This window comes from Streptosporangium sp. NPDC004631, assembly GCF_053601935.1.
The window spans coordinates 1-17,586 of sequence record NZ_JBSGCR010000053.1 but is presented as its reverse complement, the minus strand read 5'-3'; the positions used below and the strand labels follow the sequence as shown (position 1 = coordinate 17,586).

Genomic DNA, 17,586 nt, shown 5'->3' with positions numbered 1-17,586 from the left:
GCTCCTCCTATTGGGGTTGGCGGGGCACGGTTTCCCCGCCCTCTCCGCCCCCCCCCCCCCCTTAATTTTGTGGCCCCAACGGCCCCCCCCCCCCCGGCCGCGCGGGGCGGTCGCCCGGCGCGACGGAAGAAGGCGGCCACCGCGTAGGGGTCGACGGGGTCGGTGAGCAGGGCGAGCATCTCCTGCCGGCGTGCCGGGTCCACCTTGAACGGGTGACCGAACACGTGCGGACCGGTCCCGTCGTCCAGCAGCCTGGTCAGCATCAGATCGCCTGGCCGGGCCTGCCGGGGGAGCAGGTCGTCGGCCAGCGTCACCGGCTCCGCCTCGCCCGGGGCCGCGTCACGCAGGGTGATCTCGTCTCCGGCGACGTCGAGGACCTCCCACAGGCGCAGCGGCGTGCTGCGCCACGACTCCAGCAGCGCCACCTCGTCGTCGCGGAGCCATTCGCCCCGCGCCTGGAGGAACTCACCGACGACGTCGTTCTCGAACAGCGCCAGGTCGGCCAGGGCGGGCTCGGCCACCCGGACGCTCAACGCGACCAGGTCGTCGATCAGGCGGCGGCGGGCCGGGCGGTAGCCGTAGGCGAGCAGCTGCCGGAACAGATGTGCCGCCCGCACGGGGAGCGGATCGTCGGGGTTCGTACGGCACGCGGCGTATTCGGCCGCATCCCGCTCGGCGGGGCCCAGCCCCGGAGCGGCGGAGAGCACCTCGGTGACGAACCCGGCCGCCTCGAACGACCGGCCCTCCCCCTCGGCGGATCTGGCGATCAGCAGCAGTGCGGCCGGTTCGGTGCGGGGCAGCGCCTCGACCAGGGCCGGCGTGAGCGGTTCGCGCTCCACCTCGTCGGCGATCCTGGCGAGCACCGTCTCCGACCTGGACAGGTAGGTGATCGCCCTGGACAGGTCGGCGCCCTCGTCGTAGGCGCGCAGCGTGCTGCGGACCAGGGCCAGTCTGATGATGTCCAGCGGGTCCAGGCCGGCGACCGACGCGGTGTCCCACGGCGCGCCCACGATGCCGACCCGGCCTCGCCGCACCTCCAGCGAGGCCCCGCGCAGCAGTGGGGCCAGCGGAGGCAGCGGGTCGCTGAAGGCGTCGGGGGCCTTCACCAGCAGTTCCAGGATCACCGTGTCGATCGGGACGCCGGGGCTGGGCTCCAGTCCTTCGGCGAAGGCGCGCAGCGCGTCCAGCGCCTGCTCGGCGAACTCCTGGGTGATCCGGATCGCCCGCTCGGCGGGGAAGGCGGTCAGCGTCGTGGTGGACAGCTCCAGCCTGCCGTCGCGCAGGCGCAGCGCGACCATGTCCTCCGGCTCCACCCTCGCCAGCCAGCCGTCGGGTCCGATCAGGCTCGGCTCGCCCCTGTCGACCACGGTGCGGACCAGGCCGCCACCGGCCGACGGCACCCCGTCGCCGTCGGCCAGCCGTGCCCAGAGCCGCAGGTCGTCGCCGGCCGCCAGCGCGCCGGCCGCCAGCTCGGCCCGGGTGACCAGGTGGGTCAGCACCGTGCCCTCGGTCAGGATCAGAAGCTCGCTCATTCCTTCATTGTTCTCGACGCGCCGGCATGACCGCACCATTTCCCGGCACGACGCCGCCGCCCCCTCCGGAGGGGGCGGCGGCGCCCGGAGCCCTGTTCTGTCACGGCGCCTCGCGCCCGGCCACTACGGCTTGACCACACCGAGGGTGTAGGAGCCCGAGCCGCTGTAGGCGAGCACCCGGACACGGTAGGTGCCCGCGCTGCCGTTGTAGACGATCGTCTCATCGGAGCTGGCGGTGGTCCCGCTGGCCACGTCGGTCCAGGTGGAACCGTTCCGCTTCTGCAGGTAGATGTCGTAGTCGGCGCCGCTCGGCCCCTGCAGGCAGATCCGCTGCTCGCCGGCGGCGGCGGTGTAGCCCGCGCTGCTCGGCTGGTAGGCGCTCTGGCTGGAGGTCAGCGAGCCGCTGTAGGCGCTCTGGCATGCGGTGGACGGCGGGTTGCCGCCTCCGGTGACCAGGGTGAGTCCGTAGACCTGCAGGATCTCGTTGATCGGCTGGAAGTAGGTCGTGCCGCCGTAGGTGCAGTCGCCCGAGCCGCCGGAGGTGACGCCCTGGGCCTGGCTGCCGGAGATGTACGAGCCGCCGGAGTCGCCGGGCTCGGCGCACACGGTGGTGCGGCCCAGGCCGGTGATGGTGCCCTCGGGGTAGGTGACGCTGGTGTTGCGGGCCTGGAGGGTGCCGCAGTGCCAGCCGGTGGTCGAGCCGGCCCGGCAGATCGACGAGCCCACCGGCGTGTCGGCGGAACCGTCGACCGGGACGATGCCGTTGCTGTAGCCGTTCACCACCCCGGTCGGGGTCCAGTTGGAGTCGACCGCGACCCAGGAGTAGTCGTTACCCGGGAAGGACGAGCCCTGGAAGGTGCCCTGCGCGACCCCGTTGGAGCCGCTGGTGGGGTCTCCGGGGTTGCCACAGTGGCCCGCGCTCGCGAAGCCTCCCTCGTAGCCGCGGGTGACCGAGAAGCCAACCGAGCAGCGGGAACGGTTCGCGATGTAGTAGGCGTCACCACCGCGGACGTCGTAGAGCGGTCGCGGATGTTCCGTCGAGGCCTCGACCCGGATGAGTGACCTGTCGGCGCCGCTCGCCTTCAGGAACGCCTCGGCGGCCGCGGGCTCGCCGGCCTGCACCACGACGGTGTTGTTTTTGACGTCGACATACCAGGAGGGCACGCCCTTGGGGGCGCCGGTGACGGCGTCGAGCTTGGCCCTGACCGCCTCCAGCGAGGCCAGTGAGTGTTTGACCAGTTTGGCCTCCACTCCCGCCTTGGCGATGGTGGTGATCTTCTTCGAGTCACTGGTCGCGACCACGAAGTCCGAGGTCGGGCCGGTCACCCAGCCACCGCCCCAGCCATCGCCGAGCTGCCTGCGCAGGAGTGGCTCGACCTTGGCCGCGGCGGCCTCGTTGATCAGGCGGGCCGTGGCCTGCTCGCCGGTGATTTTGAGGTCGCGCTTCATGGCGTCGATCAGGGCGGGCGCGGGCTTGCCGGTCGCCGCCGCCTGGGCCTTGGCCGTGGCGAACGCCGAGGGGGTGGGTTCGCCGCCGGTGGCGGCTTGGGCGACGGCGGGCGCGGCCAGCGCCAGTGTCAGCGCCAGACCCGCCGTCATGGTTCTTCTGCGGAGCATTTGCATCTCCTCGTGTGGTGGGTGCCGCCAAGGTAAGGCCCCCACACGAGGTGCGGTTCTATCAAATACTCCCTATCGCCGCGTTATGGGGAGGTTCCATAACGGGGGTTTTCTGCGAGCCAGGCGGCATAGCGCGTGCTCCGCCGTATCGCGTCGGCGTGTGCCGCCTTCGCGTGCTCGACGATCGTTGTCGCGGCGCCTGAACAGGGCCCTTCCGGGTGCCAGCCGAGCAGTTGCCGCCAGCGCAGCGGTGCGCCGACGAGCGGCACCATCGTCACTCCCGGCGCCGGTTGGAACGTTGCCTGGCAGAGTACCGCCGCCCGGCCGACCTTGGCCAGATGCATGCATGTGGCCACATCCGTCTCGTAGATGGTCTGGGGTGTGAAGCCGGCGCGGGCACACGCCGTGGCGAAGCAGTCGCCGAAACAGCTGTCGCCGGGGGTGACCGCCCACCGTTCGCCGGACAGCTCCGCGAGGGTCACCTCCTTCCGCGTGGCCAGGGGGTGCTCCGTGTTGAGCAGCACGAAGACCGGGTCCATCCCCACGGTCAGCCACACCACCGGCCCGTCCACCGGCGGCGCGCTCTCCCCGCAGGCGCCGATGAGCGCGAAGTCGATCCTGCCCAGCATGACCATCGTGGTGAGTTCCTTGGCGGACCAGGAGGTGTAGGTGCTCACCGGGGTCGACGGCCACTCCGTGGCGAGCCGGTCGACCAGTCCGCCCAGGATGGGCCCGTTGGTGGCACCCAGCCGGTACCGGGGGACGTCACCGCTGGCGTTGGCGAACCGGACCGCCTCCTCCTGCAGCTCCCGGGCCGCGGGCAGCAGCACCATCGCCCTGGACAGCACCAGATCCCCGAGGGGTGTGGGCCGTGCGCCATTGTGGTCGCGGTCGAAAAGCGCACCTCCGAGCACTCGCTCTATCCGTTTGAGCTGCGCGGTCAACGCGGGCTGGGCCAGCCCGAGATGGCTGGCAGCCTTGGTGACGCTCCCGGCCTCGGCGACCGCACGCACGATCCTGAGGTGTCGGAGCTCTAGATCCATACCGGGAACGTAAGGCTATGAAGGTATGCCCGCAATCCAAACAAGTCATGAAATATGACTCATTTTTGTGAAATCGTTCCAATCGGACACTGGGCGGCAGATTAAAGGGGTGAAATAGAGCTGTAACGGGGTAGGCGAGCCTCTATGACAATGGGAATCGATCCGAAGGACCTGGCCGAGGTCGATCTGCTCCGTGAGTTGCGGCACCTGCACGCGACCCGGACCGAGACGCTCCTGCACGGTTCCGCCGAGGCGCTCGTCAACCACACCACGCGGACCGAGGAGCTGGAGCGGGAGTACCTGCGCCGCCATCCGGAGCGGGACGTCGACCCCGGAAGGCTCCGCGACGGCGCACGCCGCCGCTAGGGTGTGTTCTCCGCGCGTGATCCCGGCCGACCTGGAGCGACGACGCACGGCGCCGGAGGCAACCTCAGCCTTTGTCGAGGTCAGGCTAGGGTGGGAGCGTGCTCAAGAATTCGGAGATGACCGTCGGCCAGCTTGCCGCGCGGAGCGGGGTCGCCGTCTCCGCCCTGCACTTCTACGAGGCCAAGGGCCTGATCCGCAGCCGCCGTACGGCGGGCAACCAGCGCCGCTTCACCCGGGACATGCTCCGCAGGATCGCCTTCATCCGGGTCGCCCAGCGGGTGGGGATCCCGCTCAAGACGATCCGGGACGCGCTGTCCGCGCTGCCCGACGGGCGCACCCCCACCCGTGAGGACTGGGCCAGGCTCTCGGCGATGTGGCGGAGTGAGATGGACGACCGGATCAGGCAGCTCCAGCGGCTCCGTGACGGCCTGACCGACTGCATCGCCTGCGGCTGTCTCTCCCTGGACCGCTGCGCGCTGGCCAACCCCGACGACGCGGCGGCGGCCAGGGGGCCGGGCTCGCGGCTGATGGTCTCCTCGCACGACCATGTCTCCGGCGTCTCCGGCGTCTCCGGCAGGGAAGGCGCGGGGCCGGAGGCCGCGGACGAGTAGTCGCGCCGCCCCGGCCGCGTCAGGGGGCCGCCATTGGGAGCCTCGGGCGGCTCCGGGCGGCGTCAGGCCTGGCCGGTGCCCTGGTCGGTCAGGACACGCCCGGCGTCCGGGGCGGCGGGGGGGACGTACCGCTCGGCGCAGGTCAGCCAGCGGAGGGGGTTGTCGTGGACGATCGTATGGATGGTCCCCTCACTCACCCCGGCCTCGCGCAGCCTGGGCAGGAAGGTGCGGAACAGGTGGCTGTAGCCGCCCCCGCCGTACCGCTCGATCTCGGAGACCCTGGACAGGCCGCTGCTGAGCAGCAGCCGGTGCGCGTATCCGGCCTCGATGAGGTCGAGCGCGTCGCGGAGCCGGTCGGTGCCCAGCGAGGTGAGGCAGACGTAACCGCCCAGCTCGACGATCTTGCGTGGGATCACCGGGTCGGTCCCGGCGTCGGCGACGCTGATCCGGTGGGCGGGCAGGCCCTCGCCGAGCAGGATCTCCATCAGGGGCAGACCGCCGCGGTGGTGGGTGGCCACGGGCAGTCCCGAGGAGAGGGCGGCCCTGGCGGCGGCGGTCGCGCAGCGCTCCTCCGCCGAGGTCGGCTCCTCGCCCCACACGCCGATCTCGCCGATCACGCCGGGGCGGGAGCCGGTGCCGTCGAGGCCGTCGTTGATCTCGGTCAGCAGGTAGCGGGTGAGCGTGTCCACATCGGCGTCCAGCGCCCAGGAGGGGGTGAAGGGCCCGGCGAAGAATCCGGTGCCCGCGACCACGGCCACCCGGCTGCACGCCGCGATCCTGGACATCGTCGTGGCGTCCCGGCCCATGCCGATGCAGCTCAGCTCGACGACCAGGCCGAGTCCGTCGGACCGTCGCAACTCGCGCAGCTCTCCGGCGACCGCCTGCTCCTCGTCCAGCCAGCGGTGTGGGTCGGAGGGGACGCCGATCGCCCAGCGCAGATCGCTGCGGAGGTGCTCGCGGGGCAGGACCGCGCCGTGGACGGCGGAAGCGGCACAGGGGCCGTTGACGGTACTGATGCTGACGGTCTTGACAAGGGGAGCCTCAGACATGAACGGACATTAACTCATTTTTGGTCCTAAAATAACCCAATTTCTTAGGGTTTTACCTTGGGTTTTAGGCGCACTGTCCCGGCGTTGGAGATCGTCCCACCCCGGCCGTCGCCGAGCGGGCTCGCCGTGCCCGGCGACGGGGCCGAACCTGCCACCCCGGACGGCCGGAGAGAGCCGTACCGGGGCCTCCGGGACGCCTTGGGTCAGGGTGGGCGCCGGGGTTGCGGGGAGGCGGCCGGACGCCTCCCGGGAACAGGTCACCATCCGGCTCCCGCGCACGCGGCGGATTTCTGGGTACGCCACAAGCCGCGGAATACCAAACGACGGGGCAGGCGGCCCTATTCTTAGTCGAAACCGACAGGCCGAGGGGAGTGCGTGGCCATCTCAGATGCGATGCGGAGCGCCCGTGACGAGTCCGAGCGCCCGTCCGAGACCGGTGACGCCGACGAGCTGAAGGACGAGGCCGCGCGGCGGTCCGGCATCCACGGCCGGCTCGACGGTGTCAGATCGACCCGCACGGGCCGTCTCACCCTGAAGATCGTCATCGGCGCCGTCGGCGGCGTGCTGGTCGTCGGCGGGCTCGTCATGGTCCCCTTCCCCGGCCCCGGCTGGCTGGTGGTCTTCGCCGGTCTCGCGGTCCTGGCCACCGAGTTCCACTGGGCCCACCGCCTCCTGGAGTTCGGCAAGCGGACGCTCTCGGCCTGGACGGCCTGGCTCGGCCGCCGGGGCTGGACCGTCAAGATCCTGGTGATCCTCACCGCCGCCGCCGCGGCCACGGCCATCGTCTACTACGGCCTCAAGTTCAGCCTCCACCTCGACCTGATCGTCGAGGCCCGCAAACTCCTCGGCCCCTGACCCCGCCGCAGATCCTTTACCCGGCGCCGACGGTCACATGGCCATTCCGATGCGTCACCCTCCGTAATGTCCTCTGCGTCTCATCCCCAAGGACATGCAAGGAGAGTGACGTCCGATGCGCATCCTGTCCTCGACGCTCGCGCTGGTGGCCGGTGGAATGGTCGCCCTGGCCGGCACCGCCCACGCCGACGCGGTGAACCTGAGCGCGACGGTGAACCCCGGCGCCGAGGTGTTCCTCAGCCGCACGCTCGCCCCCACAGCCCCCTACAAGGGCCACGTGCTGGTCAAGCTGGAGAACAACACCGAGCCGACGGAGGTGAAGGTCGCCAACTGCCGCGGACGGTCCGTCGGCACGGTCTCGATCCCCGCCAACGACCACGCCGCCCACGTCGCGGCCGGAGACTCCCCGGCTCCGCACTGCATCCGGTTCAGGGTGAAGAACACCGGTGACCAGCCGGCCACGATCACGGGCGCCGGCTACTTCTAGGCCGTTCCCCGAGGACCGGCGTCTTCGAGGCCGTACCTCCAGGCCGGTGCCCGAAAACCGGTCCGATCCGACGGGCCGGGCGGGGCGGTGACGACCGCCCCGCCCGGCCCGTCCGCCGTCCCCTGTCTCCGTTCTTGTGGTCACCCGGTGATCAAGGCAGCCAGAGGCCGGGGCCGAGACGCTTCAGCTGCTCGCGGCGGGTTCGATAATCCGGCAGGGCGCGCTCGACGATCCGCCAGAACTCCGGAGAGTGATCGGCGTGCTTCACATGAGCCGGCTCGTGGACAAGCACGTAGTCCACCAAGAGCGGGGCGACCTGCATGGTGGCCCAGTGAATGTTGACGTGCCCGCTGGGAGAACAGGACCCCCAGCGATAGCCGAGGGGAAGCACCCGCAGGTCGGTGAGTGTGACACCGAGCCGCTCCGCCCACGGCGCGATGCGGTTGATCAGCCATGGTCTCCCCCGTCGGCGATACCACCGCACGATGTGACCGGCAGGATCCCCCACGCAGTCACGCCGGAGATCCAGGCGCCCCCGGATCAGCCGGACCGGGGCAGGGGCCGAGTCGACGAGAAGCGGACGGTGGCTCCGGCCCAGATAGAGGAAGCCCTCACCGGTCAGATAGGCGTGAGATGGGCGAGGCGGGTCCAGCGCGCTGTGCTCGGCGAGCTTGCCGTACAGCCAGCGCCGCCGGGAGACCACGATCCGGGTGAGTTCGTCTCGCCCGACCCGTGGCGGCACCGTCGCGATCACCGAGGCATCGCGGTCCACGGTGAGCCGCACGCTCGTGCGTCGCGCGCTGATCTCGACGGTGACATCGAGGACCGTGGAGACCAGCTCGCCGAGTGCCAGGATCTGCTCTCCCCGTTCTCCCGATGCTCATGGGAGGCCGTCCCGGAGATTCCCCAGAGCGGATCGAGGAGATGGTGGCCGCAAGGATCGAACGGCAGGCGATTCTTGAACGAGGCGATCCCCCAGCACTCTGGATCGTGCTTGATGAGGGAGTTCTGCACCGAGCCATAGGTGGCTCCGAAATCATGCAAAGCCAAATTGCCCAGCTCATCAAGCTAGGCAAGCACCCTAAGATCACGATTCAAATCGTGCCGAAGGAGACAGCCGCGCATCCGGGGCTCGCGGGCGCTTTCGTCATCGCGGGTTTCCGAAACGGCCTGGATACCGTTTACTTGGAGACAGCAGCAAACGGTCATATCGTCCAGCGTCGCGAGGATGTTGAGGCGGTCACATACGTGTTCGATGCCCTCCGCGCGGAGGCACTCCCGCAGAGGGCGTCGCTGGAACTGATAGCGAGGATGGTCGAGTGATGGATCTGACCAGGGCTAAGTGGCGTAAGTCGAGCTTGAGCAGCACCAACGGTGGCAACTGTGTCGAAGTGGCCAGCAATCTGCCCGGTGTCATCGCTGTCCGTGACAGTAAGAACCCTGACGGTTCAGTCCTCCTCTTCGCTCGCTCTGAGTGGAAGACCTTCCTCGACAGCATCAAGGTGGGCGAGTTGAAAGCTTGATCCACATGACTTGATTGATTTCGATCTGGGTGCGCACTCGCCCAGTCGGTAAATCGCTCATCAATCCTTGCTTCGGTAGCTTTTGCATCTCCAATTCATCGAATGTCGAGCGCTTTCGCGAGAGATGACATGGGGAACCGGTGACGCCGTTGGTCCGGCACCGCGGCGACCGAAAACGGCGGCCGTCGGAGCAGCCCCGATCCGGTACGGCGGGCGGACGCCGTACCGGGCCGCCCTTGTCAGGCGGACCGATCCGTTATAGATCACCAACTATGAGGAACTCCCGTCCTAAGCTGCGGCCGTGCCTATGACTTCCGGGTTTCACCGACTGATCGGTTGTGCCGTCATCACGGCCTTGGCGGCCGTACTGGCCCCGACCGCCGCCCACGCCGCGCTGCCCGCGGACGTCACGTTGCCCGACACCGGGGTGACCGTCAGGGAGAGTCCGGGAGACCCGCTCACGGTGACCTCCTACACCCTGGGCGATCTGGCCTACCTGCGCAGGGGGGAGGCGTTCGCCAAGCAGGGCGGCTATCAGGAGATCACGGTGGCTCCCCGGGGGGCCAAGGCCCTGGCGGTCCCCAGCTCCTACAACGCCGGCCACGACTCGGTGCTGCTGGCCGATCTGGCAGGGGAGAACGCCACCAGGATCCAGACCGTTCAGAAGCCGCTCGTCGCCCACTTCGCCCACTGGTCCCGCGACGGCCGCAAGGCGGTCCTGACCGTTCAGCGGAAGGCCGGGACCGGCTGGGAGACCACCGGCTTCGTGATCGTCGACGCGGTGGCGAAGACCGCCAGGACGGTGCCCGTGCCCGAGGTGGACGGGGCCGCGCGGTTCCGGTGGACCCCCGACAACGCCCAGCTGGTGGCCGAGTACCGGGGTGGCACCCGCTTCTACGGCCAGGACGGCGAGGTCAGGCGCACCCTGGCGAAGACCGGCGCCCCCGCCGGGGGTGAGGACGCCTTCTCCCCCTCGGGGCGCGGGATGATGACCTGGTGCCCGGCGACCTACACCGAGTACGTCTGCGTCTGGGACCGTGTCTCCGGCCGTCTGGCCGCCAAGGTGAACGTCAGGCCGAAGGCGCTGCTGGGCTGGTGGGACGAGAAGAGCTTCGTCGCGGTCATCCCCAGCGCGGGCGCCTACCGGGCCGTGCTGCTCAACCTCAAGGGCAAGGGAATGCGGGTGCTGGCCGACATCTCCGCCGACGACTGGAACCGGAAGGTCTATCTCAGCTACACCCGTGGCTGACCCGCCGGACAGGGGAGGAGGGGGCGGGGTCAGAGGTACAGGCCGGTGCCGTTGTCGGTCTGCGGGGTGGCGATGGCGTGCAGGTCGCGCTCGCGCATGACGAGGTAGAGCTGGCCGTGGACCTCGACCTCGTACTGGTCCTCCGGATTGAACAGGACCTTGTCGCCGACCTTCACGGTCCGGGCGCTCGCGCCGGCGCCGCAGACCTCACCCCAGACGAGCCGGTTGGCCATCTTCACCGTCGCCGGGATGACGATCCCCGCGGTGCTGCGCCGTTCCTCGGACTCCTGCTCGATCTTGACCATGACGCGGTCGTGGAGCATCTGGATCTCGAACTTCGGGTCACCCACAGCAGAAGCTTATGGGAAGGACGGCACCGTACCGGTGGGAAAGGTGACGCCGTACCCGCCGATGTGCCCGCCGATCTCGTCGGCCGGTCCGGTAGGGCCGCCCGGCGGGCTCCGGCGAACCCGGTCGTCACGCCGTCGATCGCGTCCTTCCGCGCCACCGCGCGACGGCCTCCGAGGGCGTCGCCCATTGATGGTCCCGCCCGGTTTGACGCTCGATAATCGTTATGACATGCCAAGTAGGATCTCCCGTTATGACCTCTTCTGAACTCGTGAATGACTTCCTCGGCTGGTACCTGGACGCCAATCCGGTTCAGGCGGCTCTGGCCGGAGCGGAGGGATGTGACCGGACTCTCGGCGACTTCACCGAGGCGGGCATCCTGGCCAGGGAGCGGGAGTCGCGGGACTGGCTGGAGCGGTTCCAGGCGGCCGGGGCCCCTCAGGGGTCCGGAGGTCCCGGAGCCCCCGAGGACTTCGCGGACTTCGCGGACGAGATCGACCGCGAGCTCGTCATGTCCACCCTGCGCGGCGCCCTCGCCTACGAGACCTGGCCCACCTGGCGGCGTGACCCCTCCGTCTACCTGGGAACGATCTTCGCCTCGATGTTCGGCCCCTTCCTGCACCGGCTCTCCTCCGAGGCCGACCTGGTCGCCTCGGCCGTCGCCCGGCTGGCCGAGGTGCCGGACGTGCTCGCGGCCTGCCGCGAGAACCTGGACCCGGCTCTGGCGGCGGCGCTGCTGGTCGAGCGGGGGCTGGGCCAGGCACGGACCGGACGGCGCTTCCTCACCGAGACGGTGCCCGGTCAGGTCGCCGACGAGCGGCTGCGCGCCCGGCTGATCGAGGCGGCGGAGCCCGCGGCGGCGGCCTTCGACGAGCTGGTGGACTTCCTGGAGGGGTTCCGGGCCACGGGTACGTGGCGGATGGGGGAGGAGCTCTACTCCAGGCTGCTGCGGGAGCGGGAGATGCTCGGCTACGGCGCCGACGAGCTGCTCGGGCTCGGCCGGGCGGCCTACGACGAGCTGGACGCGCAGATGCGCGAGGTCGCCCGGCGGCTGCCCGGCGGTTCCGACGACTGGCACGCGGCCGTCACCGCGCTCCAGGACGACCACGCGCCGACCCTGGAGGACATGCGGGCCGAGTACGAGGCCGAGACCGAGCGGGCCAGGGAGTTCGTACGCGAACGCGGCCTGGTGACGTTCGCCGACGGTGAGGAGTGCCGTGTGGTGCCGTCGCCGGAGTTCCAGCGGCCCATCCTCTCGGTGGCCTCCTACATGCAGCCCCCGCCCCTGTCCGCCTCCCGGATCGGGCACTTCTTCGTGCCGTTCACCCCCGGCTCCTTCACCGAGGAGCAGGTACGGCAGCGGCTGCGCACCAACGCCAGGGCGCAGATGCCCTCCATCGCCGTCCACGAGGCCTACCCCGGCCACCACTGGCACCTGTCCTGGATGGCGGGCAGTCCGCGCCGGGTCCGCAAGCTGTTCCGCACGCCGTACTTCTCCGAGGGGTGGGCCCTGTACGTGGAGAAGGTCATGCGGGAGCAGGGCTACTTCGCCACGCCCGCCCAGGAGCTCGCCCACCTGGACTTCCGCCTCTTCCGGGCGGCCCGCATCGTGGTGGACACCTCGCTGCACTGCGGTGACATGAGCGTCGAGGAGGCGGAGGAGTTCATGACCACCTCCTCGTCGCTCACCCCCGGCACCTCCAGGGGAGAGGTCAACCGCTACTGCGCCTGGCCGACCCAGGCCCCCTCCTACCTGACGGGCGCCTTGGAGATCGACCGCATCCGTGACGACTATCTGGCCGCGGGCCGGGGCGACCTGCGCGCCTTCCACGACACCCTCGCGGGCTCCGGCGGGCTGCCCCTGGGCCTGGCCCGCCGGGTGGCCCTGGAGGGTCAGGCGTAGGCGCCCCGGACCTCCACGATGTCGGCCAGCGGGAACTCCAGGTAGTCTCCGGCCTCCTCGCACCAGGCGTCGAGCACGCCGCCGCGCAGCTCGCCGTGGCTGATGGTGGCGGTCAGGCCGTCGGTCAGCGTGATCGCCGCCCGCACCCCCCGGTCCACCACGAAACCGAGCAGCGACTGCTGGGCCGTCGGCAACCGCGAGGCCATGCGGCCGATGATCGCCCACGTCCTGCCGTTCTGCCGGGAGACGTCGTTCTCGGCGGTGAGCAGCCGGCCGGCGTGTTCACGCGGGTCCGGAGGCGGTTCGAACAGCGGATACGGCGGCTGCTCCAGCTCGGCCACCTGCCCGCCGGGCAGCAGGATCAGCCGCCCGCCTCGCGGCTCCTCGACCCGGGCCCGGCGGATGGTGATCTCCCCGGTGTCCTCGACCGGGACCGGGGCGTAGCCGTTCTCCCGCAGCACGGCCAGGGTCTTGTCGGCGGGCAGCGCGCTGGCGAGCACGGTCGGCGCGAGCAGCCGCAGGCCCAGCCTGGCCAGCCGCCGATGCCCGGCGATCTCGGCCAGCAGCACCGGGTCGGAGGCCTGCACGATGCAGGCGACCGTGGTCACGGTGACCTCGCCGTGCCGCCTGGCGACGTCGCGCACCAGATAGTCCAGCGGCTGCGGAACCGTGCCCACCTCGGCGAGGTCGGCGAGCAGGTCGTCGGCGGTGTAGCCGGCGTCCATCGCGCGGCGCACGCTCGCCGGGGTGAACCGCCACACCGAGGCGGCGCCCCGCGACTCGCGTTCGGCGGTCCGGTCGAGCAGCTCGGCCAGTTCGCCGGCGGGCGGTCCGGTCACCACGGCGGTGAGGTCGGCGCCGAACAGCGCGCTCCGCCGCACACTGGCCAGCGCCCGGGTCGAGCACTCCACCAGCTGCGGGTCGTTCTCCACGAGCGGCGCGCAGTCGTCGTTCTCGTCCCCGGCGGCGTCCAGGGCGGCCAGCGCGCGCCCCAGGTCGGTGATCGTGTCGTAGGAGACCAGCCCGAGCATCCTGGCCTCCTCCAGCACGGCCGGGGCGCACTCGGCCAGCAGCGCCCGATCCAGCAGCGGAGCGTGCCAATGCGCGGACTCGACCAGCCCGGTCCGGTCGGCGCACGCCGTACTGGCGGGGAGACGGGCCAGCACGCCGAGCACCGCCCGGCGGGCGCGGCCGACCGAGGTCCCGGCCGGATCGTCGCCGAGCACGGTGCCGTACTTGCCGCCGACCCGGCGGAGTGACGAACGCTCCATCCGCCACCAGGCGGACAGCAGCACCCGGAGCCTGGCCGCCGCGTCGTCCAGCCGCCAGCGGTCGAACTTCTCGGTGGGCACCAGTCCCGCGGCCGAGTCGTCCCAGGCCAGCAATCTGGCCACCGCGCAGATCTCCAGCAGCAACCGGGTCTCGTCCTCGTCGCAGCCGGTCTCCCTGGCCAGTCGCCGCACCTCCCGCACACCGACCCCGCCCGCCTTCAGCAGCGGCAGCGGGGCCTTCGCGGTGTTCTCCAGCATCGCGGCGCAGCGCTCCACCATGTGCGGGGCCGCCAGCGTCATCAGGTGGTCCACCGACTCGGGATCCACCGGGACGGTCGCCAGATCGGGCGGGCAGGGGGTGAACGGCGGGTGATAGTCGGGGCCGCGCAGCGCGAGCGCCACCTCCCGGGGCATCTCGGCGATGTTCCAGCTCGGCCGGAAGAGCACCCCGTGGTCGCCGGCCCACTTCTCCGCCGAGCCCGGCGCCACGAACCGGCCGCCGTCGATGTCGCGGATCGGGCCGTCCCAGGCGAACTCCTCCAGCAGTCTCCTGGTCCCCTCCGGAGCCCGCTCGATGAGGGCGCTCAGCCGCCCGGGGTCGGAGAGCGTCTCGGCGACCCTGTCGACCGTCTGGCGTTTGGGACCCTGCGGCAGGCCGAGGGCCCTGGCGAGGGCGCGCAGGGCGTCGGCGCTGACCGTCCAGGAGTTCAGATAGTGGGTGAGCGGTTCGCCGAGCCCGCACGGGGTCGTCCACCACCGGGCGACCCCGTCGGCGATCCAGATCCGCCCGTCGGCGTCGGGCCAGGCCAGGGCGTGGTCGAAGAGCCTGCCGACCCAGGGGGCCACCTCGGCCTCCGGCACGCCCATGAACCGGGCCAGCGACTCCAGGTCGACCCGGTTGCCCAGGGCCAGCGCCGCCTGGGTGACCTCCAGGGTGGGCAGCGGAAGGCCGCGCATCACCGCCATCACCGCGAACCCGTTGCCCAGCCGCTGCGCCAGGGTGTCGAGGCGGCGCGGCCACGGCGGGGCTATGGCGTCCGGCCGGTTGGCCAGAACCCGGGTGAGCCGTTCTTCGTCGAGGGTTTTCAACCAGCCGAGCAGATGATCGTCCATCTCGCAGCTCTCTGCAGGAATCACGCGCGGGACTCTCCGTGAGCCATAGGCATCCACGGTAATGCAGAGGGCATCCCCGACGGGATGCACCGCGCAGAATGCAACCGGTTCCAATGATGTTCCCCCCTCTGACCGGTCCCGGGGCCGCCCGCGGAGGGTGCTTGGCGGTCCCGGGACCGGTCGGCGCCAGGTGGGGAGGAGGCGGCGCCTTTCGGGAGGGGCTGTTGAGTTCTGGGCGGGTCACCGTTGACGGCGGGGACCCTAATGTCACGGGGAGCCCTGGGGGACTGTGGGCCCTGGGGACCGTACGGATGCCGGGGTCGGGTGTGGTCCGCGGGACGGGCTCTAACGGAGGACGGCCCAGACGATCTTGCCGTAGGGGGCCAGCGGAGCCCAGCCCCAGCGGGCGCTCAGCGACTCGACGATGTGCAGTCCGAGGCCGCCGACGTCCAGGGGTGAGGGGTCGCGCAGTGTGGGGAAGCCCGATCCCGGATCGTTGAGCGCGCAGGTGACGACGGCCCCGCGGCGTAACAGGGAGAGCCTGATCGGCTCCTTCGAGCGTGCCTCGGCCAGCCGGAGGCCGTGTTTGAAGGCGTTGGTGGCCAGCTCCGAGACGATCAACTCCATGTTCTCGCTCAGCTCGGCGAGTTTCCAGCCGGTGAGTGTCCCCGTCGCGAAGCTGCGGGCCGAGTGGACGCACTCGGGCTGCGGGGGGAGCACGAAGGTGGCGCTGGCCATGGCCGGCGACCCGGACACGAGGTCGCGGGCCGTGTCGGGCCACCAGCCGACGGGGGGCCACCAGTCGAGCGCCGTCCAGGGGGTTCGAGAGAGCGCGGTTTGGGCGGACTGCACAGAGATCATCATGCTGCAAACTCCCGTGCAGGTGCAAGAGCGAATGCACGTGCATAAGGTGTGTGCAACCGCTACGGTTACCCATGAATTCGGCAATCAGGATGGAAAGGGGATCTTGGCCGCGGCTTGGGAAACTTGGGCCGCGAAGTGACAGACTGTCGATCAGGAAAGCGAGCGAGGAGCAACCACGTGTCCATGGACCCGCCCGGTACCGGTTCCACCGTTCGGCGCATCATGCTCGGCGCAAGCCTGCGTCGCCTGCGTGAGGAGAAGGGGCTCCCCCGTGAGGTGGCCGGATTCCACATCCGGGCCTCGGAGTCCAAGATCAGCCGAATGGAACTGGGTCGTGTCGGTTTCAAGACGCGAGACGTGGAGGATCTGCTCACCCTGTACGGCGTGCTCGACGACGCAGAACGGCGCGGCCTGCTGGAGATGGTCCGCGAGGCGAACACCCCTGGTTGGTGGCACAAGTACGGCGATTTTCTGCCGACCTGGTTCACCACCTATGTGGGTCTGGAGGAGGCGGCGAACGTTATCCGCACCTACGAGGTGCAGTTCGTTCCCGGCCTGCTGCAGACCGCGGCCTACGCGCGCACCGTGATCCGGTTGGGCTACCCGGACGTGCCGGAGGCGGATATCGAGCGCCGTGTGCACATGCGCATGCAGCGGCAGGAACGCCTGACGAAGAAGGACGGCCCGCGACTGTGGGCGGTCATCGACGAGGCGGCCCTGAAGCGTCCCATCGGAGGAGAGGGCATCATGCGTGAACAGCTCCGGCATCTGCTGGAGGTGGCCACGCTGCCCAACATCACCATCCAGGTGATGCCCTTCCGGTTCGGCATGCACGCGGCCGAGGGTGGTGCGTTCAGCATCTTACGGTTTCCCGAGTCCGACTTGTCGGACGTCGTCTATGTCGAGCAGCTCTGGGGTGCCCTCTACCTGGACAAACGTGAGGACATTGATCCATACCTCACAGCCATGGAGCAGCTGTGCGTGGAAAGCACCACGCCTGGGGGCACCGCCGAGATACTCGGCGACCTTCTCAGAGAGATCTAAATGAAGCACACCTACAACGGCATGCCCGCCACGGACCTGGCCGGGGCGAGCTGGCGGAAGAGTCGTCACAGCAACTCGACGGGCAACTGCGTCGAGCTGGCCGAACTGCCGGACGGCAGTATCGCGGTGCGGAACTCTCGTTTTCCCGGGGGTCCGGCACTGATCTACACCCGCGACGAGATCCGTGCGCTGGTGCTCGGGGTGAAAGACGGGGAGTTCGACAGCCTTACGGTGTAACACCGTTTTTACCTCGGGCGCGCTTGGTTAACCTCGGCGCGCCCGTTACGTAATCCGGGGAGCGGTCCGGTGGATGAGAGTTTGAGCCAACAGCGATTGGGGGCTCAGACCATGCTCGACCGAATGACCTTGTATCCCGTGGCCGACGATGTGCTGTTCGCACCGGGCGGTCGCGTCGTTATCCGCACCTATGGCGTCGCCTCGCAGGCCACGGGCGACGGTGCGGACACTCCGGTTTCCTATCGCACCTGGGTCACCGGAGTACGCGACCAGCCTCGCTACTGGCGATGGCGCCACTTCGAGGAGGCCCGCCGAGGTCACCGTGACGTCCTGGAATGGCTGACCGGCCGGGGACCGCAACCCGGTGTGGCGGCGGCCTGACCGGCCCGGCCGCGGGGGGGGGGGGCCCCCCGGGCGGGGGCGCCCCCCGCCCCCCCCGCGCACCCCCCCGCCGGGGCCCACAGAGGGAGAGAG

Annotated in this window: 19 protein-coding genes; 11 read left to right on the top strand and 8 right to left on the bottom strand. The window is 70.1% G+C overall.

All coding sequences use genetic code 11. From position 1 onward, the window contains the following. The 3 genes from ACWEF2_RS30695 to ACWEF2_RS30685 form a co-directional block, all read right to left on the bottom strand. A partial coding sequence (locus tag ACWEF2_RS30695; RefSeq protein WP_453819766.1) for a hypothetical protein occupies positions 1-1,532 on the bottom strand: 1,532 nt, incomplete at its 3' end. Positions 1,533-1,655: 123 nt separating this feature from the next. Next, positions 1,656-3,149, bottom strand: coding sequence for a S1 family peptidase (locus ACWEF2_RS30690; RefSeq protein WP_453819765.1), 1,494 nt, complete (start codon positions 3,147-3,149; stop codon positions 1,656-1,658). Between the two features lie 83 nt (positions 3,150-3,232). Beyond that, entirely contained in the window at positions 3,233-4,192 is a 960-nt protein-coding gene (locus ACWEF2_RS30685; RefSeq protein WP_453819764.1) for a LysR substrate-binding domain-containing protein, read from the bottom strand. A 144-nt stretch (positions 4,193-4,336) separates the two neighbouring features. Here ACWEF2_RS30685 and ACWEF2_RS30680 point away from each other — a divergent pair, with 144 nt between their 5' ends. Continuing rightward, positions 4,337-4,558: a DUF6158 family protein gene (locus ACWEF2_RS30680; RefSeq protein WP_355592754.1), complete on the top strand. Its 222-nt coding sequence runs from the start codon at positions 4,337-4,339 to the stop codon at positions 4,556-4,558. A 116-nt stretch (positions 4,559-4,674) separates the two neighbouring features. Further along, positions 4,675-5,169: a redox-sensitive transcriptional activator SoxR gene (soxR, locus tag ACWEF2_RS30675; protein ID WP_453819769.1), complete on the top strand. Its 495-nt coding sequence runs from the start codon at positions 4,675-4,677 to the stop codon at positions 5,167-5,169. Positions 5,170-5,231: 62 nt separating this feature from the next. On the opposite strand, the gene ACWEF2_RS30670 is transcribed toward soxR, so the two are convergent. Beyond that, complete coding sequence (locus ACWEF2_RS30670) at positions 5,232-6,218, bottom strand: phosphotriesterase family protein (RefSeq protein ID WP_453819763.1); 987 nt, start codon at positions 6,216-6,218, stop codon at positions 5,232-5,234. 375 nt (positions 6,219-6,593) lie between these two features. Between ACWEF2_RS30670 and ACWEF2_RS30665 the strand changes: the two genes are divergently transcribed. Both ACWEF2_RS30665 and ACWEF2_RS30660 read left to right on the top strand, forming a co-directional pair. Beyond that, a complete protein-coding gene (locus ACWEF2_RS30665; RefSeq protein WP_453819762.1) occupies positions 6,594-7,073 on the top strand; it encodes a TIGR02611 family protein in 480 nt (159 codons plus the stop codon). A gap of 115 nt (positions 7,074-7,188) precedes the next feature. Beyond that, complete coding sequence (locus tag ACWEF2_RS30660; RefSeq protein ID WP_355592748.1) at positions 7,189-7,560, top strand: hypothetical protein; 372 nt, start codon at positions 7,189-7,191, stop codon at positions 7,558-7,560. Between the two features lie 151 nt (positions 7,561-7,711). On the opposite strand, the gene ACWEF2_RS30655 is transcribed toward ACWEF2_RS30660, so the two are convergent. Then, complete coding sequence (locus ACWEF2_RS30655) at positions 7,712-8,344, bottom strand: M48 family metallopeptidase (protein ID WP_453819761.1); 633 nt, start codon at positions 8,342-8,344, stop codon at positions 7,712-7,714. A 62-nt stretch (positions 8,345-8,406) separates the two neighbouring features. Here ACWEF2_RS30655 and ACWEF2_RS30650 point away from each other — a divergent pair, with 62 nt between their 5' ends. The 3 genes from ACWEF2_RS30650 to ACWEF2_RS30640 all read left to right on the top strand — a co-directional run bounded on the left by ACWEF2_RS30650 (position 8,407) and on the right by ACWEF2_RS30640 (position 10,332). Further along, positions 8,407-8,883, top strand: coding sequence for a DUF5753 domain-containing protein (locus ACWEF2_RS30650; protein WP_453819760.1), 477 nt, complete (start codon positions 8,407-8,409; stop codon positions 8,881-8,883). Continuing rightward, positions 8,883-9,083, top strand: coding sequence for a DUF397 domain-containing protein (locus ACWEF2_RS30645; RefSeq protein WP_453819768.1), 201 nt, complete (start codon positions 8,883-8,885; stop codon positions 9,081-9,083). The genes ACWEF2_RS30650 and ACWEF2_RS30645 overlap by 1 nt, the downstream gene beginning before the upstream one ends. Positions 9,084-9,390: 307 nt before the next feature. Beyond that, positions 9,391-10,332: a hypothetical protein gene (locus ACWEF2_RS30640; protein WP_453819759.1), complete on the top strand. Its 942-nt coding sequence runs from the start codon at positions 9,391-9,393 to the stop codon at positions 10,330-10,332. Positions 10,333-10,361: 29 nt separating this feature from the next. On the opposite strand, the gene ACWEF2_RS30635 is transcribed toward ACWEF2_RS30640, so the two are convergent. Beyond that, positions 10,362-10,682: a GroES family chaperonin gene (locus tag ACWEF2_RS30635; RefSeq protein ID WP_453819758.1), complete on the bottom strand. Its 321-nt coding sequence runs from the start codon at positions 10,680-10,682 to the stop codon at positions 10,362-10,364. A 251-nt stretch (positions 10,683-10,933) separates the two neighbouring features. Here ACWEF2_RS30635 and ACWEF2_RS30630 point away from each other — a divergent pair, with 251 nt between their 5' ends. Then, complete coding sequence (locus tag ACWEF2_RS30630; protein ID WP_453819757.1) at positions 10,934-12,583, top strand: DUF885 domain-containing protein; 1,650 nt, start codon at positions 10,934-10,936, stop codon at positions 12,581-12,583. Here ACWEF2_RS30630 and ACWEF2_RS30625 read toward each other — a convergent pair. Both ACWEF2_RS30625 and ACWEF2_RS30620 read right to left on the bottom strand, forming a co-directional pair. Then, positions 12,574-14,967, bottom strand: a complete 2,394-nt coding sequence (locus tag ACWEF2_RS30625) for a helicase-associated domain-containing protein (protein WP_453819756.1) — start codon at positions 14,965-14,967, stop codon at positions 12,574-12,576. The genes ACWEF2_RS30630 and ACWEF2_RS30625 overlap by 10 nt on opposite strands. 345 nt (positions 14,968-15,312) lie before the next feature. Then, the gene (locus ACWEF2_RS30620) at positions 15,313-15,831 is read right to left on the bottom strand and encodes an ATP-binding protein (RefSeq protein ID WP_453819755.1); all 519 of its coding nucleotides are present in this window, start codon (positions 15,829-15,831) and stop codon (positions 15,313-15,315) included. Between the two features lie 222 nt (positions 15,832-16,053). Between ACWEF2_RS30620 and ACWEF2_RS30615 the strand changes: the two genes are divergently transcribed. The 3 genes from ACWEF2_RS30615 (at position 16,054) to ACWEF2_RS30605 (ending at position 17,493) form a co-directional block, all read left to right on the top strand. After that, the gene (locus tag ACWEF2_RS30615; protein WP_453819767.1) at positions 16,054-16,875 is read left to right on the top strand and encodes a helix-turn-helix domain-containing protein; all 822 of its coding nucleotides are present in this window, start codon (positions 16,054-16,056) and stop codon (positions 16,873-16,875) included. Then, positions 16,876-17,112, top strand: coding sequence for a DUF397 domain-containing protein (locus ACWEF2_RS30610; RefSeq protein WP_271218725.1), 237 nt, complete (start codon positions 16,876-16,878; stop codon positions 17,110-17,112). A 69-nt stretch (positions 17,113-17,181) separates the two neighbouring features. Then, a complete protein-coding gene (locus ACWEF2_RS30605; protein ID WP_453819754.1) occupies positions 17,182-17,493 on the top strand; it encodes a hypothetical protein in 312 nt (103 codons plus the stop codon). Positions 17,494-17,586: the final 93 nt, after the last annotated feature.

Coding starts and splice junctions, on each gene's coding strand:
- soxR (WP_453819769.1), top strand. CDS start 4,675: ATGACCGTCGGCCAGCTTGCCGCGCGGAGCGGGGTCGCCGTCTCCGCC.
- ACWEF2_RS30640 (WP_453819759.1), top strand. CDS start 9,391: ATGACTTCCGGGTTTCACCGACTGATCGGTTGTGCCGTCATCACGGCC.
- ACWEF2_RS30625 (WP_453819756.1), bottom strand. CDS start 14,967: ATGGACGATCATCTGCTCGGCTGGTTGAAAACCCTCGACGAAGAACGG.
- ACWEF2_RS30630 (WP_453819757.1), top strand. CDS start 10,934: ATGACCTCTTCTGAACTCGTGAATGACTTCCTCGGCTGGTACCTGGAC.
- ACWEF2_RS30645 (WP_453819768.1), top strand. CDS start 8,883: ATGGATCTGACCAGGGCTAAGTGGCGTAAGTCGAGCTTGAGCAGCACC.
- ACWEF2_RS30690 (WP_453819765.1), bottom strand. CDS start 3,149: ATGCTCCGCAGAAGAACCATGACGGCGGGTCTGGCGCTGACACTGGCG.
- ACWEF2_RS30610 (WP_271218725.1), top strand. CDS start 16,876: ATGAAGCACACCTACAACGGCATGCCCGCCACGGACCTGGCCGGGGCG.
- ACWEF2_RS30620 (WP_453819755.1), bottom strand. CDS start 15,831: ATGATGATCTCTGTGCAGTCCGCCCAAACCGCGCTCTCTCGAACCCCC.
- ACWEF2_RS30680 (WP_355592754.1), top strand. CDS start 4,337: ATGACAATGGGAATCGATCCGAAGGACCTGGCCGAGGTCGATCTGCTC.
- ACWEF2_RS30615 (WP_453819767.1), top strand. CDS start 16,054: ATGCTCGGCGCAAGCCTGCGTCGCCTGCGTGAGGAGAAGGGGCTCCCC.
- ACWEF2_RS30685 (WP_453819764.1), bottom strand. CDS start 4,192: ATGGATCTAGAGCTCCGACACCTCAGGATCGTGCGTGCGGTCGCCGAG.
- ACWEF2_RS30670 (WP_453819763.1), bottom strand. CDS start 6,218: ATGTCTGAGGCTCCCCTTGTCAAGACCGTCAGCATCAGTACCGTCAAC.
- ACWEF2_RS30660 (WP_355592748.1), top strand. CDS start 7,189: ATGCGCATCCTGTCCTCGACGCTCGCGCTGGTGGCCGGTGGAATGGTC.